The 16,669-nt window shown below is 71.3% G+C and carries 12 protein-coding genes and 1 riboswitch; of the genes, 3 read left to right on the forward strand and 9 right to left on the reverse strand.

What is annotated here, in order from left to right:
• Positions 1-9 precede the first annotated feature (9 nt).
• From nadE to putP, 3 genes are all read right to left on the reverse strand, one after another.
• Positions 10-849 (reverse strand): ammonia-dependent NAD(+) synthetase, encoded by an 840-nt coding sequence (nadE, locus tag HNR10_RS14190; protein WP_179823873.1) that lies wholly within the window; start codon positions 847-849, stop codon positions 10-12.
• A gap of 61 nt (positions 850-910) precedes the next feature.
• Complete coding sequence (locus tag HNR10_RS14195; protein WP_179823874.1) at positions 911-1,495, reverse strand: putative glycolipid-binding domain-containing protein; 585 nt, start codon at positions 1,493-1,495, stop codon at positions 911-913.
• A gap of 135 nt (positions 1,496-1,630) precedes the next feature.
• On the reverse strand, positions 1,631-3,211 hold the full coding sequence (putP, locus tag HNR10_RS14200) for a sodium/proline symporter PutP (protein ID WP_179823875.1): 1,581 nt from the start codon (positions 3,209-3,211) through the stop codon (positions 1,631-1,633).
• 877 nt (positions 3,212-4,088) lie between these two features.
• On the opposite strand from putP, the gene fxsT reads away from it, so the two are divergent.
• A complete protein-coding gene (gene fxsT, locus HNR10_RS14205; protein ID WP_246406222.1) occupies positions 4,089-6,614 on the forward strand; it encodes an FxSxx-COOH system tetratricopeptide repeat protein in 2,526 nt (841 codons plus the stop codon).
• A gap of 4 nt (positions 6,615-6,618) precedes the next feature.
• Here the strand turns inward: fxsT and HNR10_RS31990 are convergent, their stop codons facing one another.
• Positions 6,619-7,233: a DUF397 domain-containing protein gene (locus HNR10_RS31990; RefSeq protein WP_312889491.1), complete on the reverse strand. Its 615-nt coding sequence runs from the start codon at positions 7,231-7,233 to the stop codon at positions 6,619-6,621.
• Between the two features lie 110 nt (positions 7,234-7,343).
• Here HNR10_RS31990 and HNR10_RS14215 point away from each other — a divergent pair, with 110 nt between their 5' ends.
• Entirely contained in the window at positions 7,344-8,792 is a 1,449-nt protein-coding gene (locus tag HNR10_RS14215) for a phytoene desaturase family protein (protein WP_179823883.1), read from the forward strand.
• Positions 8,793-8,799: 7 nt separating this feature from the next.
• Here HNR10_RS14215 and HNR10_RS14220 read toward each other — a convergent pair whose 3' ends face one another.
• Complete coding sequence (locus HNR10_RS14220; RefSeq protein ID WP_179823885.1) at positions 8,800-9,339, reverse strand: TetR/AcrR family transcriptional regulator; 540 nt, start codon at positions 9,337-9,339, stop codon at positions 8,800-8,802.
• Between the two features lie 62 nt (positions 9,340-9,401).
• On the opposite strand from HNR10_RS14220, the gene HNR10_RS14225 reads away from it, so the two are divergent.
• The gene (locus tag HNR10_RS14225) at positions 9,402-9,827 is read left to right on the forward strand and encodes an SRPBCC family protein (RefSeq protein ID WP_179823886.1); all 426 of its coding nucleotides are present in this window, start codon (positions 9,402-9,404) and stop codon (positions 9,825-9,827) included.
• A 140-nt stretch (positions 9,828-9,967) separates the two neighbouring features.
• On the opposite strand, the gene HNR10_RS14230 is transcribed toward HNR10_RS14225, so the two are convergent.
• From HNR10_RS14230 to HNR10_RS14245, 4 genes are all read right to left on the reverse strand, one after another.
• Positions 9,968-11,050: a ribonucleotide-diphosphate reductase subunit beta gene (locus tag HNR10_RS14230; protein WP_179823887.1), complete on the reverse strand. Its 1,083-nt coding sequence runs from the start codon at positions 11,048-11,050 to the stop codon at positions 9,968-9,970.
• Positions 11,051-11,159: 109 nt separating this feature from the next.
• Entirely contained in the window at positions 11,160-13,745 is a 2,586-nt protein-coding gene (locus HNR10_RS14235) for a ribonucleoside-diphosphate reductase subunit alpha (RefSeq protein WP_179823888.1), read from the reverse strand.
• Between the two features lie 158 nt (positions 13,746-13,903).
• Positions 13,904-14,096: riboswitch (cobalamin riboswitch) on the reverse strand.
• 246 nt (positions 14,097-14,342) lie between these two features.
• Positions 14,343-14,915, reverse strand: coding sequence for a tetratricopeptide repeat protein (locus HNR10_RS14240; RefSeq protein ID WP_179823890.1), 573 nt, complete (start codon positions 14,913-14,915; stop codon positions 14,343-14,345).
• A 26-nt stretch (positions 14,916-14,941) separates the two neighbouring features.
• Complete coding sequence (locus HNR10_RS14245) at positions 14,942-16,639, reverse strand: NYN domain-containing protein (protein ID WP_179823892.1); 1,698 nt, start codon at positions 16,637-16,639, stop codon at positions 14,942-14,944.
• Positions 16,640-16,669: the final 30 nt, after the last annotated feature.

The raw sequence follows: 16,669 nt of genomic DNA on the forward strand, positions 1-16,669 counted from the left end.
GTCAGAAGGTCAGCCGAGGTCGGGAGCAGTGGGGACCGCGCGCTTGTGCGCGGTGGCGCGGTAGCGGTCGACCAGAGTCGTCTCGACGTGCTCGGGCACGGGCAGGCCCTCGAGGAAGTCGTCGATGCGGTCGTAGGTCAGGCCGAGCGCCTCCTCGTCGGGCTTCTGCGGGCTCAGCGTCTCCAGGTCGGCCGTGGGCACCTTGCGCACCAGGTCCTCCGGGGCTCCGAGCTCGGCGGCGAGGGCGCGCACGCGGCGCTTCGTCAGGCCGGTCAGCGGCACGATGTCCACGCCGCCGTCACCGTACTTGGTGAAGAAGCCGGTGACGGCCTCGGCCGCGTGGTCGGTGCCGACCACCAGTCCGCCCAGGCCGCCCGCGACCGCGTACTGGGCGATCATGCGCTGGCGGGCCTTGACGTTGCCGATGACGAAGTCCTCGGCGGCGGGACCGTCATAGGTCATCCCCGACTCGGTGACGGAGGCCGCCATGGCGTCGGTGGCGGGCTTGACGTCCACGGTGAGGCAGCGGTCGGGGGCGGAGAACTCGACGGAGCGCGCGGCGGCCTCCTCGTCCTTCTGGACGCCGTAGGGCAGGCGCATGGCGACGTACTCGGCGGTGTGCCCCGCCTCGGCCGCGCGGTCCACGGCCAGGCGGCACAGGCGTCCGGCGGTGAGGGAGTCCACACCGCCGCTGATGCCCAGGACCAGGGCGGCGGCGCCCGTCGTGGTCAGCCGCTCGGCGAGGAAGGCGACGCGGCGCTCGATCTCCGCGCGGACGTCGAAGTCGGCGGCGACCTCCAGGTCGCGGATGATCTCGCGGCGGGCCGGGCTCAGAGTGGTCTCGGTCACTGTGCGTCCCCCGTGGGTGTCGTGCGTGTGCCCGCTGATTATCGCGCGCGGGGTGCGCGGCTCACTCCTCGGGGCGCAGTCGGCGGGCGAAGCGCTCGTAGTCGACGACGACCCCGTCGCCGTCGACGGAGAGGTGGTACTCCCCGTGGTGGGGGTCGCGGTAGGTGTAGTGCTCCAGGCCGTCCTCCGGGGGGTGGCGCGTGTAGCGCTGCCTGACCCGGCGGACCCGCAGGGACGGGATGTCGATCCAGGCGACGGCGATGTCCCTGTACTCCCCGGGTCTCAGTCCCAGGCGGCGGATGGGCAGGGTGTTGGTGAGCGGTGTGGCGGCGACGTCGGCGTCGAGGCAGCCGACGAGTTCGGGGACGGGACGGCCCGCGGTGTCGGTCCAGTGCCCGTCCCGCGCGGTGAGCACGAGGGAGGCCGGGCCCTTGCCGGACACGACCTCCACGCGCACCTCGCGCGTCGTCCAGGCCAGGTCGGTGCGGACCGTGAAGCGGGTGAAGAAGCGCTCCTCGCCCTCGACCACGGTCTCGCCCCCTTCCAGGCGGAAGCCGCCGGGCTCGGGGATGAGGGCACCGAGACCGAGCCCCTCGGGCACGTCGGTGCGAGTCCATGCGGCTGGGTGTTTCGTCAGTGACGACATGTCACCGTTCTACCGTTCCACCGAGCACGTGCGCCAGAGAGGGCTCCGGGCCCGCGCCGCGGTCGCGGCGCGGGCCCGGAAGGCCTGCGGTCGGGGCGTTCCGGCCGTCCTGGGACGACCGGTGCCCTGGGAGTGTCAGCCCGCGGAGACCCCGTCGGGCGCGGAGCCGGACTTGGCCGCGCGGACCTCGGCCTCGACCCGGTCGAAGTCGCTCTCCATCGCCCCGGTCACCCGGCCGAGGCCGTTGAGGAGCACGATCGCCACGAAGCTCAGGATCACGGCGGGGACCATCGCGTAGAGGCCGGTCCCGAAGTAGTTCGTGTCCAGGATGTCCCACAGGATCGCGGTGCCGCCGCCGACGACCATGCCGGCGATGGCGCCGACCGCGGTCATCCGCTTCCAGAACATCGCCAGGAGGAGGACGGGGCCGAACCCGGCGCCGAACCCGGCCCAGGCGTAGCCGACCAGGTCCATGACGGACTGGTTGCCCCACAGCGCGATGCCGGCGGCGGCGATCGCGACCGCCAGCACGGTGCCGCGGCTGATCCACAGCAGGGTGCGCGGGTCGGCGTCGCGGTTCACGAAGGCCTTGTACCCGTCCTCGGTGAGGGAGGAGGCGGCGACCAGCAGCTGGGAGTCGGCGGTGCTCATGACCGCGGCGAGGATGGCGGCGAGCAGGATGCCGGCCACGAGCGGGTGGGTGAGCGCCTCGATCAACTGCGGGAAGACCTGCTCGGGGTTCTCCAGCGGGGTGTCGAAGTAGGCGATGCCGATGAAGCCGACCAGCACGGCCAGGGCCATGGCGGTGACGGCCCAGGCGACGCTGACCGTGCCGGCCACGCGGATGTCCTTGACGGAGCGGATGCCCATGAAGCGGGCGAGGATGTGCGGCTGGCCGAAGTAGCCGAGGCCCCAGGCCAGGCCGGAGACGATGACGACCCAGCCGAGCGTGTCGGTGGCGGCCCACGCGCCGAGTTCGGGGTCGAGGGCCGCGCCGCCGACGGCCGACATCAGGCCGTCGTGCTTCTCGCTGACGCTGGCGGACACGCCGCCGAAGCCGCCCAGGGCGACGATCGCCATGACCGGGACGGCCAGCAGGGCCAGCCACATCATCGCGGCCTGGATGACGTCGGTGTAGGAGACGGCGAGGAAGCCGCCGAGCACGGTGTAGAGCACCACGATGCTCAGGCCGATCGCGATGGCGGGCGCCGGGGCCAGGCCGAAGACCTGGTCGAAGAGGGCGGCCATGGCGACGAGGCCGGAGGCGACGTAGAAGAAGTAGAAGACGATGATCAGGACCGCCGAGATGCCGCGCAGCAGGCGGGTCCGGTCGTTGAACCGGTTCTCCAGGAACGAGGACAGGGTCAGCGAGTCGGAGTCGCCTCCCACACGGGAGTCGGTGACGCGTTCGGTGTAGACGCGCAGGCGGGGCGCGAGCAGGATCCAGCTGCCCGCGAAGCCGCAGGCGAGGCCGACCGCGATCCAGGCCTCACCGAGGCCGGACACGTAGATGGCGCCGGGCAGGCCGAGCAGCAGCCAACCGCTGAAGTCCGAGGCGTTGGCGCTCAGGCCGGCCACCCACGGGTTGAGCTGGCGACCACCGAGGACGAAGTCCGACTGCGAGACGGTCCGCTTGTAGACCCACAGACCGATGGCCACCATCACGGCGAGATACACGCCGAAGGTGGCGATCGAGCCGAGAACAGAGTTGTTCACGATGCCTTCTCCCTTCCTTGAGCGCGCAGCCGAGACCCTGACGCGCTGGTTGGTGAACGTAGGTGGCGATCATGTCCCGTTGTCAGCACCGTCACAATGCCCTGTTGGTGGAACAACACCGCTTCGAGACCCCGCTGAGTCTTTGACCAGGCACGATTGTCCACCTGGCCACGGCCGGGGCGCCCCGTTTGTCCGATCGGACAAACGATACTGGGGATCACCTGATCATCCGACCTATTGGTCCGATTCGGACGCTTGATCCCGCTTCGAGCCCGCCTTCGGCTCGTCTCCGGGCACCTCCCGAACGCGCCCCGGCATGTCTCCGGACACGCCTCCCGGCACGTCCGCGGTCCGTGTCCGCCGGATGGCTGGGCAGCGGCACCGGCTCGGGCTACCGTTACGGTATGGACGCTCAGCCCGCCCCCGCCCCCGCCCGCTCCCGCACGATCGGCCCCTCGGGGATATGCCCCCGGGGCGAACACGACTGGCAGCCGTCGTCACCGGGATCCGCACGGCACATGTGCACCAAGTGCAACTCCATGATGATGCGCAACTATGAGCCTGACGTTCCTGCGAAAACCGGCCACTAAAGAGACACCTTCTGTCACAACGGCCCCACGAACAACACAGGCCGCATTATTCACCACATTGACGGCACCGATCCCGGCGCCGCGCCGCGGTGCCGCCACCGCGTTCTCCCGTCGATATCCACCGTTGGTGTACGCCTATCGACAGCGCGTTTCCCAGCGCCTAGCCTTTGAATAGGGCGGAATGCGCCCGAGGCGAGTCTTCTCCGTTGCCGGCTCCGTCCACCGGCCGCGGACCTCGACCGTTCCCACGCACCCCCGGGTCGAACACGCGGGACTGGATGGACGACATGACCACACACCGAGCATCCGCGCACGCCCCCGTGCTGGGCGGAGTCCCCCGCCTCGACTCCGGATTCACCGGACGAGAGACCCTCCTCGAACAGATCCACGAGGGCCTCGGCTCCCACGCCGGGGCGCGGTTCCTCGTGGACGGCGGCAGCGGCGTGGGCAAGAGCCAGCTGGCCGCCGCCTACGTACGCCGCTACGCACACCACTACGACCTCGTCTGGTGGGTCACGGCCGTCTCCGAGGTCGAGGCGCACCGGTCGTTCCTGCGCCTGGCCGAGCACATCGGCCTCCCCGTCTCCTTCGAGCACGTGCCCCGCACCGTCCAGACGGTGCGGCGCGCCCTCGCGCACGATCCGGGCCTCGGCAGGTGGCTGCTCGTCTTCGACGACGCCGCCGACGTCGAGGCGCTGGCCGCCGACTACTTCCCCCTCGGTGGCCAGGGCCGCGTCCTCATCACCACCCGGTCCCGCCGCCGGATCCCCCGGGGCCTGGTCGGCGGCCGGGTGGTCCCCCGGCTCGACACCGCCGAGAGCCTCTCCCTGCTGCGCGGGGTGTGCCCCGAGCGGCTGGACCCGCCCGGCGCGGGCGAGCGCCTGGCCGAGCACCTCGAACACCTTCCGCTGGCCCTCGCCCAGGTGGGCGCCTTCCTGCGCGACTCGCCCCTGACCACCGAGGAGTTCCTCGACCGCTTCACCGAACGGCACGCCGACCTGGTCAGCCGCATGGGCGCCGAGGACGACCACACCGCCCCGCTCGCCGCCGCCTGGAGCATCCAGGTCGAGGAGCTGCGCAACGCGGAACCGGAGGCCACCGGCCGGGTCCGGCGCATGGCCCTGGAACTCATCCAGATCAGCTCGTTCCTGGCACCGGGTCCGCTGGCCCGCACGCTCTTCTCCCGCGCCGGGGGCCTGGGCCACGACCCCGACCAGCGGCGGCTGCTGGGCGACGACCACCGGCTGCGGGAGGTCCTGTCCTACCTGGGCGAGCACCACCTGGTCCGCTACGACGAGGGCGCCGGCACGTTCCACCTGCACGAGCTCTTCCAGGCGGTGACCCGCAACGCCCTGCCCCTGGCCGAGCGGCTGCGGTACTGGGAGCTGGCGCAGCTGATCCTCACCCGCAGCGACCCGGGCGACCCCGCCGACCCGGTCCACCGCGACGACTACCTGGCGCTGTACGCGCACCTGAAGTCGGCCACGGCCTGGTCGAGCCGGGACCCGCGGGTCCGCGACCTCGTGCTCAACGTGATCGACTTCCTCACCGAGGCGGGCAACTACGACGACGCCGTCAGGCTCGTCGACCAGGCGGTCAACGCCTGGCGCGACGACGAGAGCCGTGTCCTGCACGCGCGGCTGCGGCGCAACCGGATCCGGCGGATCCACGGCGAGTACGAGACCGCGCTGGCCGAGGCCAGGGAGCTCTACGAACGGCAGCTGCGGCGCTCCCCCGACGGCGAGGACCCGTTGGAGGCGCACCGCGCCGTCGCCCTCGCGCTGAGCGGACTCGCCCGCTTCGACGAGGCCGAGCGGATCTTCCAGCACCTCCTGGACCGCCGGCGCGCGCTGCACACCGAGTCGGACCCGCACACCCTGGACGCCGCGCACGACTACGGCAGGGTCCTGCAGGAGCAGGGCCGCTTCTCGGAGTCGCTCGCGGTCGACGAGCGCAACGCCGAGGCCCGCGCGCGCCTGCTGGGCGAGGACAGCGTGCCCGCCCTGCGCACCGAGCTCTCGCTGGGCCTCAACCTCCTGTTCCTCGGCCGCCTGGAGGAGGCGAGGGACCGGATCGGCGCGTGCATGCGCCGCTTCGCGGCGATCTCGGCGGACGACGGGCCGCACGCCCTGCACGGCCTGCTGTTCCTGTCGGTGATCCACCGCAGGCTCGGCGAGTACGAAGCGGCGCTGGAACACTCCTCGCGTGCCCTCGACCTCTACGGGCGCAGGCATCCCCCGACGGTGCGGCAGATGCTGTACTGCCGGGTCGTGCACATGGTGACCCTCTGCTACGCGGGTGAACAGGAGCAGGCGCTCGCGGAGGCGGAGCGACTCCTGCGTCCGCTGAACGAGCGGTATCCGCGGGAGCACCCGTTCCTGGCCACGAGCAGGGTCAGCACCGCGATCGTGCTCCGGGCCTCGCGGCGCCACTCCGAGGCGCTCCGGCTCGACCAGGAGGGCCTGGACCACCTGCGAGGCGTCTACGGGCCGGGGGCGCTGAGCACACTGCCCGCCGCCCTCAACCTGGCGACCGACCTGTACGCGCTCGACCGGGTCGAGGAGGCCCGCGCGCTGGACGCGTCGGTCGAGCGGACCTGCCGGGAGCACCTGCTGGACGGGCACCCCATCATGCTCACGGCACGCCGGAACCATCTGGTGAGCCGGCGTGCCGCGGGTGCGGACGTGCAGCGGGAGTGGGAGCGGCTGCGAGCGGACTACACCGCCCGCTTCGGCCCCGACCACCCTTCGGTGACCTCCCTGTCCTCCTTCGCCCGGGAGAACTGCGACATGCTGTCCCTGGTGGCCCTGTGAGGGCTCAGAACGCGCCCTTGGAGAGCGTCAGGAACGTGGTCCACTCGAAGTTGTCGAACCGCAGCCGAGCCGCCTCGGGATTCTGGGAGTCCCGGAACCAGGACTCCCCGGTGGTCAGATTGAGCACTTCACAACACGCGCCTGTTTCGTAGGAGTAATGCGATGTACGCCACCGGCCGAAGAATGCCGACGATTCTCCCGCGCGCGTTTCACTCATCTTGCTCGTCCTGACCGTGGTCGATATCGGAAACGGTGAATTTCGGAGTTTCCGCAGCGCACAGGTGGGAAAAACCAGGACAGGAACGTGGAAATCGCTGTTCAGGAACCCCTTGCCCACGCGCGAGCGCGCCCCCTTGGCACGCGCTCCAGCGGGAAACAACAGTGGCACGCTAGCGCAGAGGCCATCCCGAAGCGAGAGTTCGTCGGAGTGCCACAATGGCGTGGCCATATCGTTATCCAACCCCCGGGGACACTCCCGCCGGCCCGCCCCACCGTGAGGAGTTCGCACTACTTCGCCGGAGGGAAACATGGGTCCTTTGACATATCCCCGCCAGTCAGGTGTACCCGGCCCCGACCAGCCTTCGGGCCTCGCATTCCTGCTGTCGGTCAGTGGCGGCATCGGCCAGTCACAGATCGATTCACCGAGAACCTGGGGAAGACCGGACAAGGAGTGATCCGGGACCCGTGAGACGCTGGTGATCCGGGCGGCGGGACGACGGAGGGACTCCCATGGCGGACGTCGACGCGGTGGTGGTCGGCAGTGGGCCCAACGGGCTCGCGGCGGCGGTCACCCTCGCCCGCGCGGGGCTGGCCGTCGAACTCCACGAACGGCACGACAGCATCGGCGGAGGACTGCGCTCCGAGCCGCTGTTCGACTCCGACGTCGTCCACGACCTCTGCGCGGCCGTCCACCCGATGGCCGCGTCGTCCCGCTTCTTCCGCGAGTTCGACCTCGCCGCCCGGGGCGTGGACCTCCTGCGGCCCGACGCGCCGTACGCCCACCCGCTCCCGGGCGGCGGCGCGGCCCTGGCCTGGGCGGGCCTGGAGGAGACCTGCGCCGGTCTGGGCGCGGACGGGGAGCGGTGGCGCCGGCTCATGGGACCGCTCGTCGCGCGCAGCCGCGGGGTGGTCGACCTGGTCATGTCCGGCCAGCGCTCGGTCCCCTCCGATCCGGCGGCGGCGCTCCTGCTGGCCCGGAGCGTCCTCGCGCACGGGTTCGGCCGCGGCCCCTTCACCACCGAGGCGGCCAGGGCGCTGTTCGCCGGAGTGGCCGCGCACGTGGTCGGCCCGCTGCCGTCGCTTCCCGGCGCCGCCGTGGCCGCCCTGCTGGGACACCTGGCCCACACGGACACCGGATGGCCGCTGCCCCGGGGCGGCAGCGCCGCCATCGCCGACGCCCTGGCCGCCGACTTCACCGCGCACGGCGGCGTCATCCGCACCGGGCACTCCGTCGAGGACCTGCGCGACCTCCCGCGTGCCCGCTCGGTACTGCTCGACGTCGCGCCCAAGGGCCTCCTGCGCCTGGCGCGCGGCCGGCTCCCCGCCGCCTACCGGCGGGCGCTGGCCCGCTACCGGTACGCGCCCGGGGCGGCCAAGGCGGACTTCCTCGTCAGCGAGCCCATCCCCTGGGCCGCCCCGGCGGTGGGCCGGGCGGGCACCGTCCACCTGGGCGGCACGGCGGCGGAGATCGCCGCGGCCGAGACCGCGACGGCCCGCGGCCGACGGGTCGCCGCACCGTTCGTGCTGCTGGTGGACCCGGCCGTGGCCGACCCGGGCCGCGCCCGGAACGGACGCCGGCCGGTGTGGGCCTACGCGCACGTGCCCAACGGCGACACCCGCGACCCGGTGGACCTGGTCCGGCGGCGGATCGAGGCCTTCGCCCCGGGCTTCTCCGACACCGTCGTCGCCGCGCGGGGCGTCTCCGCCGCGCGGATGGAGGAGTACAACCCCAACTACGTGGGCGGCGACATCTCCGCAGGGGCCATGTCCCTGCGGCAGGCGGTCCTGCGCCCGGCGCCGCGGTGGGATCCGTACCGCACGCCGCTGCCGGGGCTCTACCTGTGCTCGGCCTCCACGCCGCCCGGCCCCGGGGTGCACGGGATGTCGGGCCACCTGGCGGCCCTGTCCGCGCTGCGGCGCGACCACGGCGTGCGGACGCCGCCCGACCTCTCCCCGTGACGCCCGCTCAGCGCACGCCCATCTCGGTCAGGGCCTGGTCGACGAAGGTGTCCGGCGCGGCGTCGATCGCACCGATCCGGACCAGCGCGGCGATGCCCAGGTAGCTGCCGTAGCCGGCGACCACCCGCGCCCGTGCCTCATCCTCGGACTGCCCGAGCAGCCTCAGGGCGTCCTGCATGACCGCCATCCGCCGGTCCGTCACCCGCCGGGCGACCTCGGCGACGGCCGGGTCGTCGGCCCCGCTGATCAGCCAGAACGAGATCCTGGCGTCCGTGGGCTCGCCGAGCGCGAGCTCCAGGAGGGTACGCATGCGCCGTGCGGGGTCGGCGATCCCCTCCAGTTCGGCGATGACCGCCTCGGTGTCGGACTCCCACAGCCGCAGTGCGGCGTCCACGAGGTCCCGGCGGTTGCCGAAGTGCCAGTAGAAGCTGCCCTTGGACACGCCCAGGCGCGCGGCGACCGCCTCCACGGCGACCGCGCGCAGCCCACCCTCGGCCAGAGCGCCGAGTGCGGCGCGTGCCCAGTCCTCCGCGTTGAGTCGACCCATGTTCCCATTCTCCCATACGGTGGCGTATGGTTCTTCCATACGCGACCGTATGGAGGTTGGGCATGATTCACAACGTGCACGAACGCGTCGTCGCCGGGACAGCCGACGAGGTCTGGGCCCTGCTCGCCCGGCTCGGCAGCGACGACGACCCGGTGTGGCCGAAGGCGGGCGGCATCACGTTCCGCATCCCCGAGGGCCTGCGACCGGGCGCTCCGGTCCTGCACGGTCCCATGCGCTACACCGTCGACGAGGTCGAGCCCGGCCGACGCCTGTCCTTCCATCCGCCCGCGAGCCGCAGGTCACCGCTCCACCGGGCCACCCACGGCTTCGATCTCACCCCCGCCGGGGACGGCACCCGCGTCCGGCACACGTTCACGGCCAGAGGCCTGCGCCTCCACCTGATGTGGGCGCTCTTCCTCGGCCGCAAGCACGACACCACGCTGGAGGCCCTGCTCGACGCCGTCGAACGCGGGGTGGCGACCGTCTGAGCACACGCCGGTGGCCCCGGCCGCACGCCCGGCCGGGGCCACTGTGAGCAGGGTGACTTCCGGGGTCGTCTCCCACATCTCTACCAAAACGGCCCCCCGCACCCTCCGCCGAAGGGTGCAGGAGGCCGTGTCCTCTCAGGTCAGTCCCAGTCCAGGCCGCCACCGGTCTGGTACTCGATGACCCGGGTCTCGAAGAAGTTCTTCTCCTTCTGCAGGTCCATCATCTCGCTCATCCACGGGAAGGGGTTCTCGCTCTCCCCGAAGATCGGCGCCAGACCGATCTGCTCCGCGCGCCGGTCGGTGATGAAGTGCATGTACTTCTCGCACAGCTCGGAGTTGAGTCCCAGCACGCCGCGCGGCATGGTCTCGCGGCCGTAGGCCACCTCCAGCTCACAGGCCTCCGTGAGCATCGTGCGGACCTCGGCCTGGAACTCGGCGCTCCACAGGTGCGGGTTCTCGATCTTGATCTGGTTGATCACGTCGATGCCGAAGTTCAGGTGGATCGACTCGTCGCGCAGGATGTACTGGTACTGCTCGGCGATGCCGACCATCTTGTTCCGGCGGCCCAGCGACAGGATCTGCGCGAAGCCCGTGTAGAACCACATGCCCTCGAAGATGACGTAGAAGGCCACCAGGTCGCGCAGGAACGCCTGGTCGGCCTCGGGCGTGCCGGTGCGGAACTCCGGGTCCTCCAGGTTCTGGGTGTACTTCAGCGCCCAGGCGTCCTTGGCCGTGATCGAGGGCACCTCGCGGTACATGTTGAAGAGCTCGCCCTCGTCCAGGCCGAGGCTCTCGCAGATGTACTGGAAGGTGTGGGTGTGCACCGCCTCCTCGAAGGCCTGGCGCAGCAGGTACTGGCGGCACTCGGGGTTGGTCAGCTGGCGGTAGACGGCCAGGACGATGTTGTTGGCCACCAGCGACTCCGCGGTGGCGAAGAACCCGAGGTTGCGCTTGAGCATGAGCCGCTCGTCCTCGGTCAGCCCGTCCTTGGACTTCCACAGGGCGATGTCGGCCTGCATCGCGACCTCGGTGGGCATCCAGTGGTTGTTGCAGCCCGCGAGGTACTTGTCCCACGCCCAGGTGTACTTCAGCGGCAGCAGCTGGTTGACGTCGGCGCGGGCGTTGATCATCGCCTTGTCGTCGACGTTGACGCGCTCGGCGTCGCGCTGGATCTCGCCGAGGCCGCTCGTGGCGCCGGCGCTGTTCTCGGAGACGGTGGTCATCCTCGGGTACTTCCGTTCTCCGGCCGTCGTGGCCGGAACTGTCGTGTCTGGGGAGAGTGGATCGCCGGGGCGGCGGCTCGCGGGCCACCGCCCCAGGGGCTGCCTTCGACTACTGGCAGGCCTCGCACTCGGGGTCGTCGATGCCGCAGGCCTGGCCGTCCACGATCTCGAACTCGTCCTCACCGGTGTCGGCGGGTGCGGGGTTCGGAGCCGATGCGGAAGCCGTGCTCGGGCTGGGCGACGGGCTCGGGCTGGGCGACGGCGACGGGCTCGGGGACGGCGCGGGCGACGGGGACGGTGCCGGGCCGGAGGACACGGCGTTCAGGCGGCCGTCCGTGCCCTTGAGCGTGCTCTTCTCCACGTGCGTGGCGCTCTGCGAACGCAGGTAGTACGTGGTCTTGAGCCCGGACTTCCAGGCCCGCCGGTACAGGGCGTCCAGCTTGCGGCCGCTCGGCGCCGCCATGTACAGGTTCAGCGACTGGGCCTGGTCGATCCACTTCTGGCGGCGCGAGCCCGCGTCCACCAGCCACTCGGGGTCGACCTCGAACGCGGTCGCGTACAGCGCCTTGAGGTCGGCGGGAACGCGGTCGATGGCGCCCAGGCTGCCGTCGTGCATCTTCAGGTCGGAGACCATCTGGTCGTCCCAGAGCCCGCGCTCCTTGAGGTCGCGCACCAGGTAGGGGTTGACCACCGTGAAGTCGCCGGACATGTTCGACTTCACGAACAGGTTCCGGTAGACGGGCTCGATCGACTGGCTGACGCCGGTGATGTTGGCGATGGTCGCGGTCGGCGCGATGGCCATCACGTTGGAGTTGCGCATGCCGGTCGAGCGGACGCGCTCGCGCAGGGAGTCCCAGTCCAGGGTCTCGCCGCGGTCCATGTCCAGCAGGCCGCCGCGCGCCTCGGCCAGCAGCCGCAGCGAGTCGATCGGCAGGATGCCCTGGCTCCACAGCGAGCCGTCGAAGGACTCGTAGGAGCCGCGCTCGGCGGCCAGCTCCGCGGAGGCCTCGATCGCGTAGTAGCTGATCAGCTCCATGCTCTCGTCGGCGAACGTGACGGCGCCGTCCGAGCCGAAGGGGGTGCGCAGCTTGAACAGCGCGTCCTGGAAGCCCATCAGGCCGAGCCCGACGGGACGGTGGCGCATGTTCGCGCGGCGCGCCTCGGGGATCGTGTAGAAGTTCACGTCGATGACGTTGTCGAGCATGCGCACGGCGGTGCGCACGGTCCGGCGCAGCCGCTCGGCGTCCAGGCCCTGCGGGCCCACGTGCTGGGCCAGGTTGACCGAGCCCAGGTTGCAGACGGCGACCTCGTCGGCGCTGGTGTTCAGCGTGATCTCGGTGCACAGGTTGGAGGAGTGGACCACGCCCGCGTGCTGCTGGGGCGAGCGCAGGTTCGAGGGGTCCTTGAAGGTGATCCACGGGTGGCCGGTCTCGAACAGCATGGTGAGCATGCGGCGCCACAGCTCGACGGCCGGCAGGGTCTTGGACACCTTGATCCGGCCCGCCGCGGCCTCGGCCTCGTAACGGGTGTAGGCCTCGACGAACTCCGTGCCGTACTTGTCGTGCAGGTCGGGCACCTCGTTGGGCGAGAACAGGGTCCAGTCGCCGCCCTCCTCGACCCGCTGCATGAACAGGTCGGGGACCCAGTTCGCGGTGTTCATGTCGTGGGTGCGGCGGCGCTCGTCACCGGTGTTCTTGCGGAGGTCGAGGAACTCCTCGATGTCGATGTGCCAGGTCTCCAGGTAGGCGCAGACCGCGCCCTTGCGGCGGCCACCCTGGTTGACCGCGACCGCGGTGTCGTTGGCGATCTTCAGGAACGGCACGACGCCCTGGCTCTTGCCGTTGGTGCCCTTGATGTGGGCACCCAGGCCGCGGACCGGGGTCCAGTCGTTGCCGAGGCCGCCGGAGTACTTGGACAGCATCGCGTTGTTGCTGATGCCGTGGAAGATGTCCTGGAGGTCGTCGCCGACGGTGGTGAGGAAGCACGACGACAGCTGGGCGCGCACGGTGCCCGCGTTGAACAGGGTGGGCGTGGAGGCCATGAAGTCGAACGAGGAGAGCAGCTCGTAGAACTCGATCGCGCGGGCCTCGCGGTCGTCCTCGTTGAGCGCCAGGCCCATCGCCACGCGCATGAAGAACGCCTGCGGCAGCTCGTAGCGGACCTCGTCGCTGTGCAGGAAGTAGCGGTCGTAGAGGGTCTGGATCCCCAGGAAGGTGAACTGCTCGTCGCGCTCGGGACGCAGCGCCGCGCCCAGGCGGTCCAGGTCGAACTGTGCCAGCGCGGGGTCGAGCTGCCCGAGGTCGATGCCGCGGCCGACGTAGGCGGCCAGGTAGGCGGAGTAGCGGTCGGCCATCTCGGACTGGCCCGCGGCGTCGGGGGCGCCGCTGATGAAGGTGAGGGCCTCGCGGCGGAGCTTGTCCAGCAGCAGGCGCGCGGCCACGTAGGAGTAGTCGGGGTCGACCTCCACGAAGCTGCGGGCGGCCATGACCAGTGCCAGCTCGACCTCGGCGTCGGAGATGCCGGGGAAGAAGCCGCGACGGGCCTCCGTGAGGACCTTGTCCGCCGAAACACCCGACAGCCGCGCACAGGCCTCGGTCACCACGTGCTCGATCCGGTCGATGGCGGCGGGGGGCGCGCCGTCGGTGGCCGTCTCGGGCCGAACGGATACGGGCACGGCCTCGACGTCAAGGGTCATACAGCGGCTCCAACCTCGGTAGAAGAGTCCCGGCGGGGAGGGGACACGAGTCAGCAAGGCGCACGGCACACCGGCGGGACCGACGCACTGGATGCGAGCGGTCGACGGACCGGCGGGTCGGCGCGGCTCGCCCTCGAAGCCCCGTCGTCGGCGCACGTCTGGCGTGCGCGCCGGTGGCAGGTCTTCGGGCTCGTGGGCGGCCTACCGACCGTCGCTTCCCGGGCACTCTCAGGGGTTCCCAGTGCGTGTGACGGCCTTCGTTCCCACTTACCGCTGCGGGGCAGCCCCGGAGTCGCACCGGGTTCCCTCTCGCCTCACCCCGTGGGGTGAACCACCAGCGGGAGCGATACTACATCTAGGGGATGGCGGCTTGGAACACCGCAAGATGATGGCGTGTCGCCGATTTCTCGGGTTCGGTCCGCACGAGGGAGAGCACACCGGAGGCGTGGTATGGCGTGCCTCGGACCCCAGGCACAGCGGGGGTTCGGACACCGCGGGGGACGGCGCGCGAGGGCGGCGGGACTCAGACTAGGCCCCCGTGGCGGCGATGGCGATCAGGGCGCGTCGTGAAGTTCCCGACGGTCACGGAGAGCCCGCTCAGTCGGCATCGGCCCAGTCGTCCAGATCGTCCTCGTCCAGCCCGAGATCGGTGCGGATACGGAACCGGATGCGCAGCAGCTCCATCAGCAGATCGTGCACGTAGGGGGTGACGTCGGCGCCGACGTACCCGCGGGCGCCCGCGGTCGCCCACCGCTCCGCGCCCTCCAGGTCGTCGTGGGCGTAGAGCGCCTCGGCGATGTGGATGTGGGTGGACAGACCGTGCGGGCCCTCGGTCTCCAGGCGCTTGAGCTGGGCCTGCGCGCGCTCCACCTCGTCCAGGTGCAGGAGGGCGCCGGCGCGCAGCGCGCGGGCGTCGATCACCGTGGAGCCGCCGTCGTCGATCGCCCGCTGGTAGGCGGCGCAGGCGCGCTCGAACTCCTGCGCGATCTCCCACTGCTCACCCGCCCGGACGAAGAGCTCCGCGCGGCCGATCTCACTGCCGGCGTCGACCCGGTTGGCCAGGTCCAGGAGCTGGGCGGCGACACCTCCGTGTTCGCCCGACCTGACGGCATGGAACTCCAGACGATCGAGCTCCGCCGTCGTCACGTGCGTCAACCGCATCGCCGCCATCCCCTACTCGCACTCCCACGCGCCGCTCAGGGCCTGGCGCGCTCCAGTGCCTGCCAGAACCCCTGGCGCAGTCCGTCCCGGACCTCGTCGCGCAACAGGTGGTCGATCGGAAGCGAGGACCCCTGGAGCAGACGCGCCTCCAGATCGGAGGGCATCCGGGGCCTACGCGCGAGAACGGCCTCCACCCACAGGGCGGGCGCCTCGCGGGCGATCGACTCCGCGAAGTCGTTCCCTTCTTTGTGCGCGACATGCACCGCTTCGTCAACGGTATGCGCGCCAGGGGCGCTCTGCTGGGGATATCCAGGACTTGAACGCGGTTCCTGATAACCGTCGGTACCGAACCGAACGGTGTCGTGGTCGGGACCAGTAGGCTGCCGTACCCCGTAGCCGGGTGTCGGCCCGCCGCGACGCGCGGCGTCAGTTTCCGTACTGGTCCCATAGGTAGGGTTTGCGTCCTGCCCACCTCCGAAACCGGAGTCGTTCCCCGGCCCGAACCGCTGCTCCGGCGGTGGCGCGCTTCTCTGTGGTGGCGCGTGTCCCGTCTGGGGGTCGGCGGCGAAGGAGGGCTGTGGGCCCGTCCCCGACGCGAAGGACTGCTGCGGCCCGGTCCCGTCCGCGAACGAGCGCTGCGGGCCCGTCCCCTGCGAGTAGGGGCGCTGGGCGCCGGTCATCGGTTGCCCGTTGCCCATCTGTTGCCCGTTGCCGGCCGGGGCCTGTCTGCCCGGCAGGGTGTAGCCCTCCGGTCGGCCCAGACCGCCGTGGGGACCCGTCATCGGGTAGCTCCCCTGGCCGTTGGGCGTGGCGGGCGCCCCGCTCGCGGACGCCCCCTGGTAGTGGCCGCCTCCCATGGCGGGCTGGCCGCCGGACGGGAACCCGTTGGCGTCGATCGGACCGGACGGCTGGGGGTCGGTACCGCGCCCGGCGAGGTGGTCGCCGCCGCCGCGCTGCTGCGCGAGGGACCGGCGCATGGCGCGCAGCTGGTCCATGGCGCTGCCCTGGGGCGCGGGCTGCCCGCCGGTTCCGGCGAACATCGCCTCCAGGCCCCCGCTGGAGGTGGTGGCCGGCTCGACCCGGCTCGCACCGGGCTGGGCGACCACGGGCCGGCGGGGCGTCTCGGGTGCCGAGCGGGCGCGGCCGTTGGCGAACGGGGTGGTGGTCTTGGAGGCGTTCTCCTGGGAGGCCTCGCCGCCGGTGAGGAGGTTGACGTGGGGACGGAGGTGTCCCGCGCCGATCTCGATGAGGTCGTCGCACTCGCGGCGCAGCTGGCGGGAGATCGTCCAGTTGCCCTCGACCGAGATGTGCACGACGGTGACCCGTACGCCGAGGTCCTGGACGTCCGCGACGACCGACGCCATGTCCTCGTCGCCGCTGACCAGGACCGCGTCGCAGAGGACACCGGTGCGCGCCAGGGTGGTGAGGTCCCGCTGGACGTAGCTCTCCACGCCCTCGCGCCGTCCGGGTCTGATCCGCGCGGCGCGGAACTTGATGCCGGGGATGTCGGCGATACCGTCCTGCTCCTGGGTGCGACGATCGTCGGCGACGGCCTCGTACCAGTAGCAGCGCAACAGGGGCAGGCCCGTGCGGTCGCGCGCGACCTCGTTGAGGAACTGGACGAGTCCGGAGTAGTCCCAGGAGACGGAGTCCCGGTTGCGGGTTCCGTGTACGGCCATCGCGCCGTCAGCGAGAAGGTACCCCGCGTCGACGAACAACGCGCAGCGGTCCACGTGACACCGCCCCCTTCCCAATCGACTCTG

It is taken from the genome of Nocardiopsis aegyptia (assembly GCF_013410755.1).
GTDB lineage: Bacteria > Actinomycetota > Actinomycetes > Streptosporangiales > Streptosporangiaceae > Nocardiopsis > Nocardiopsis aegyptia.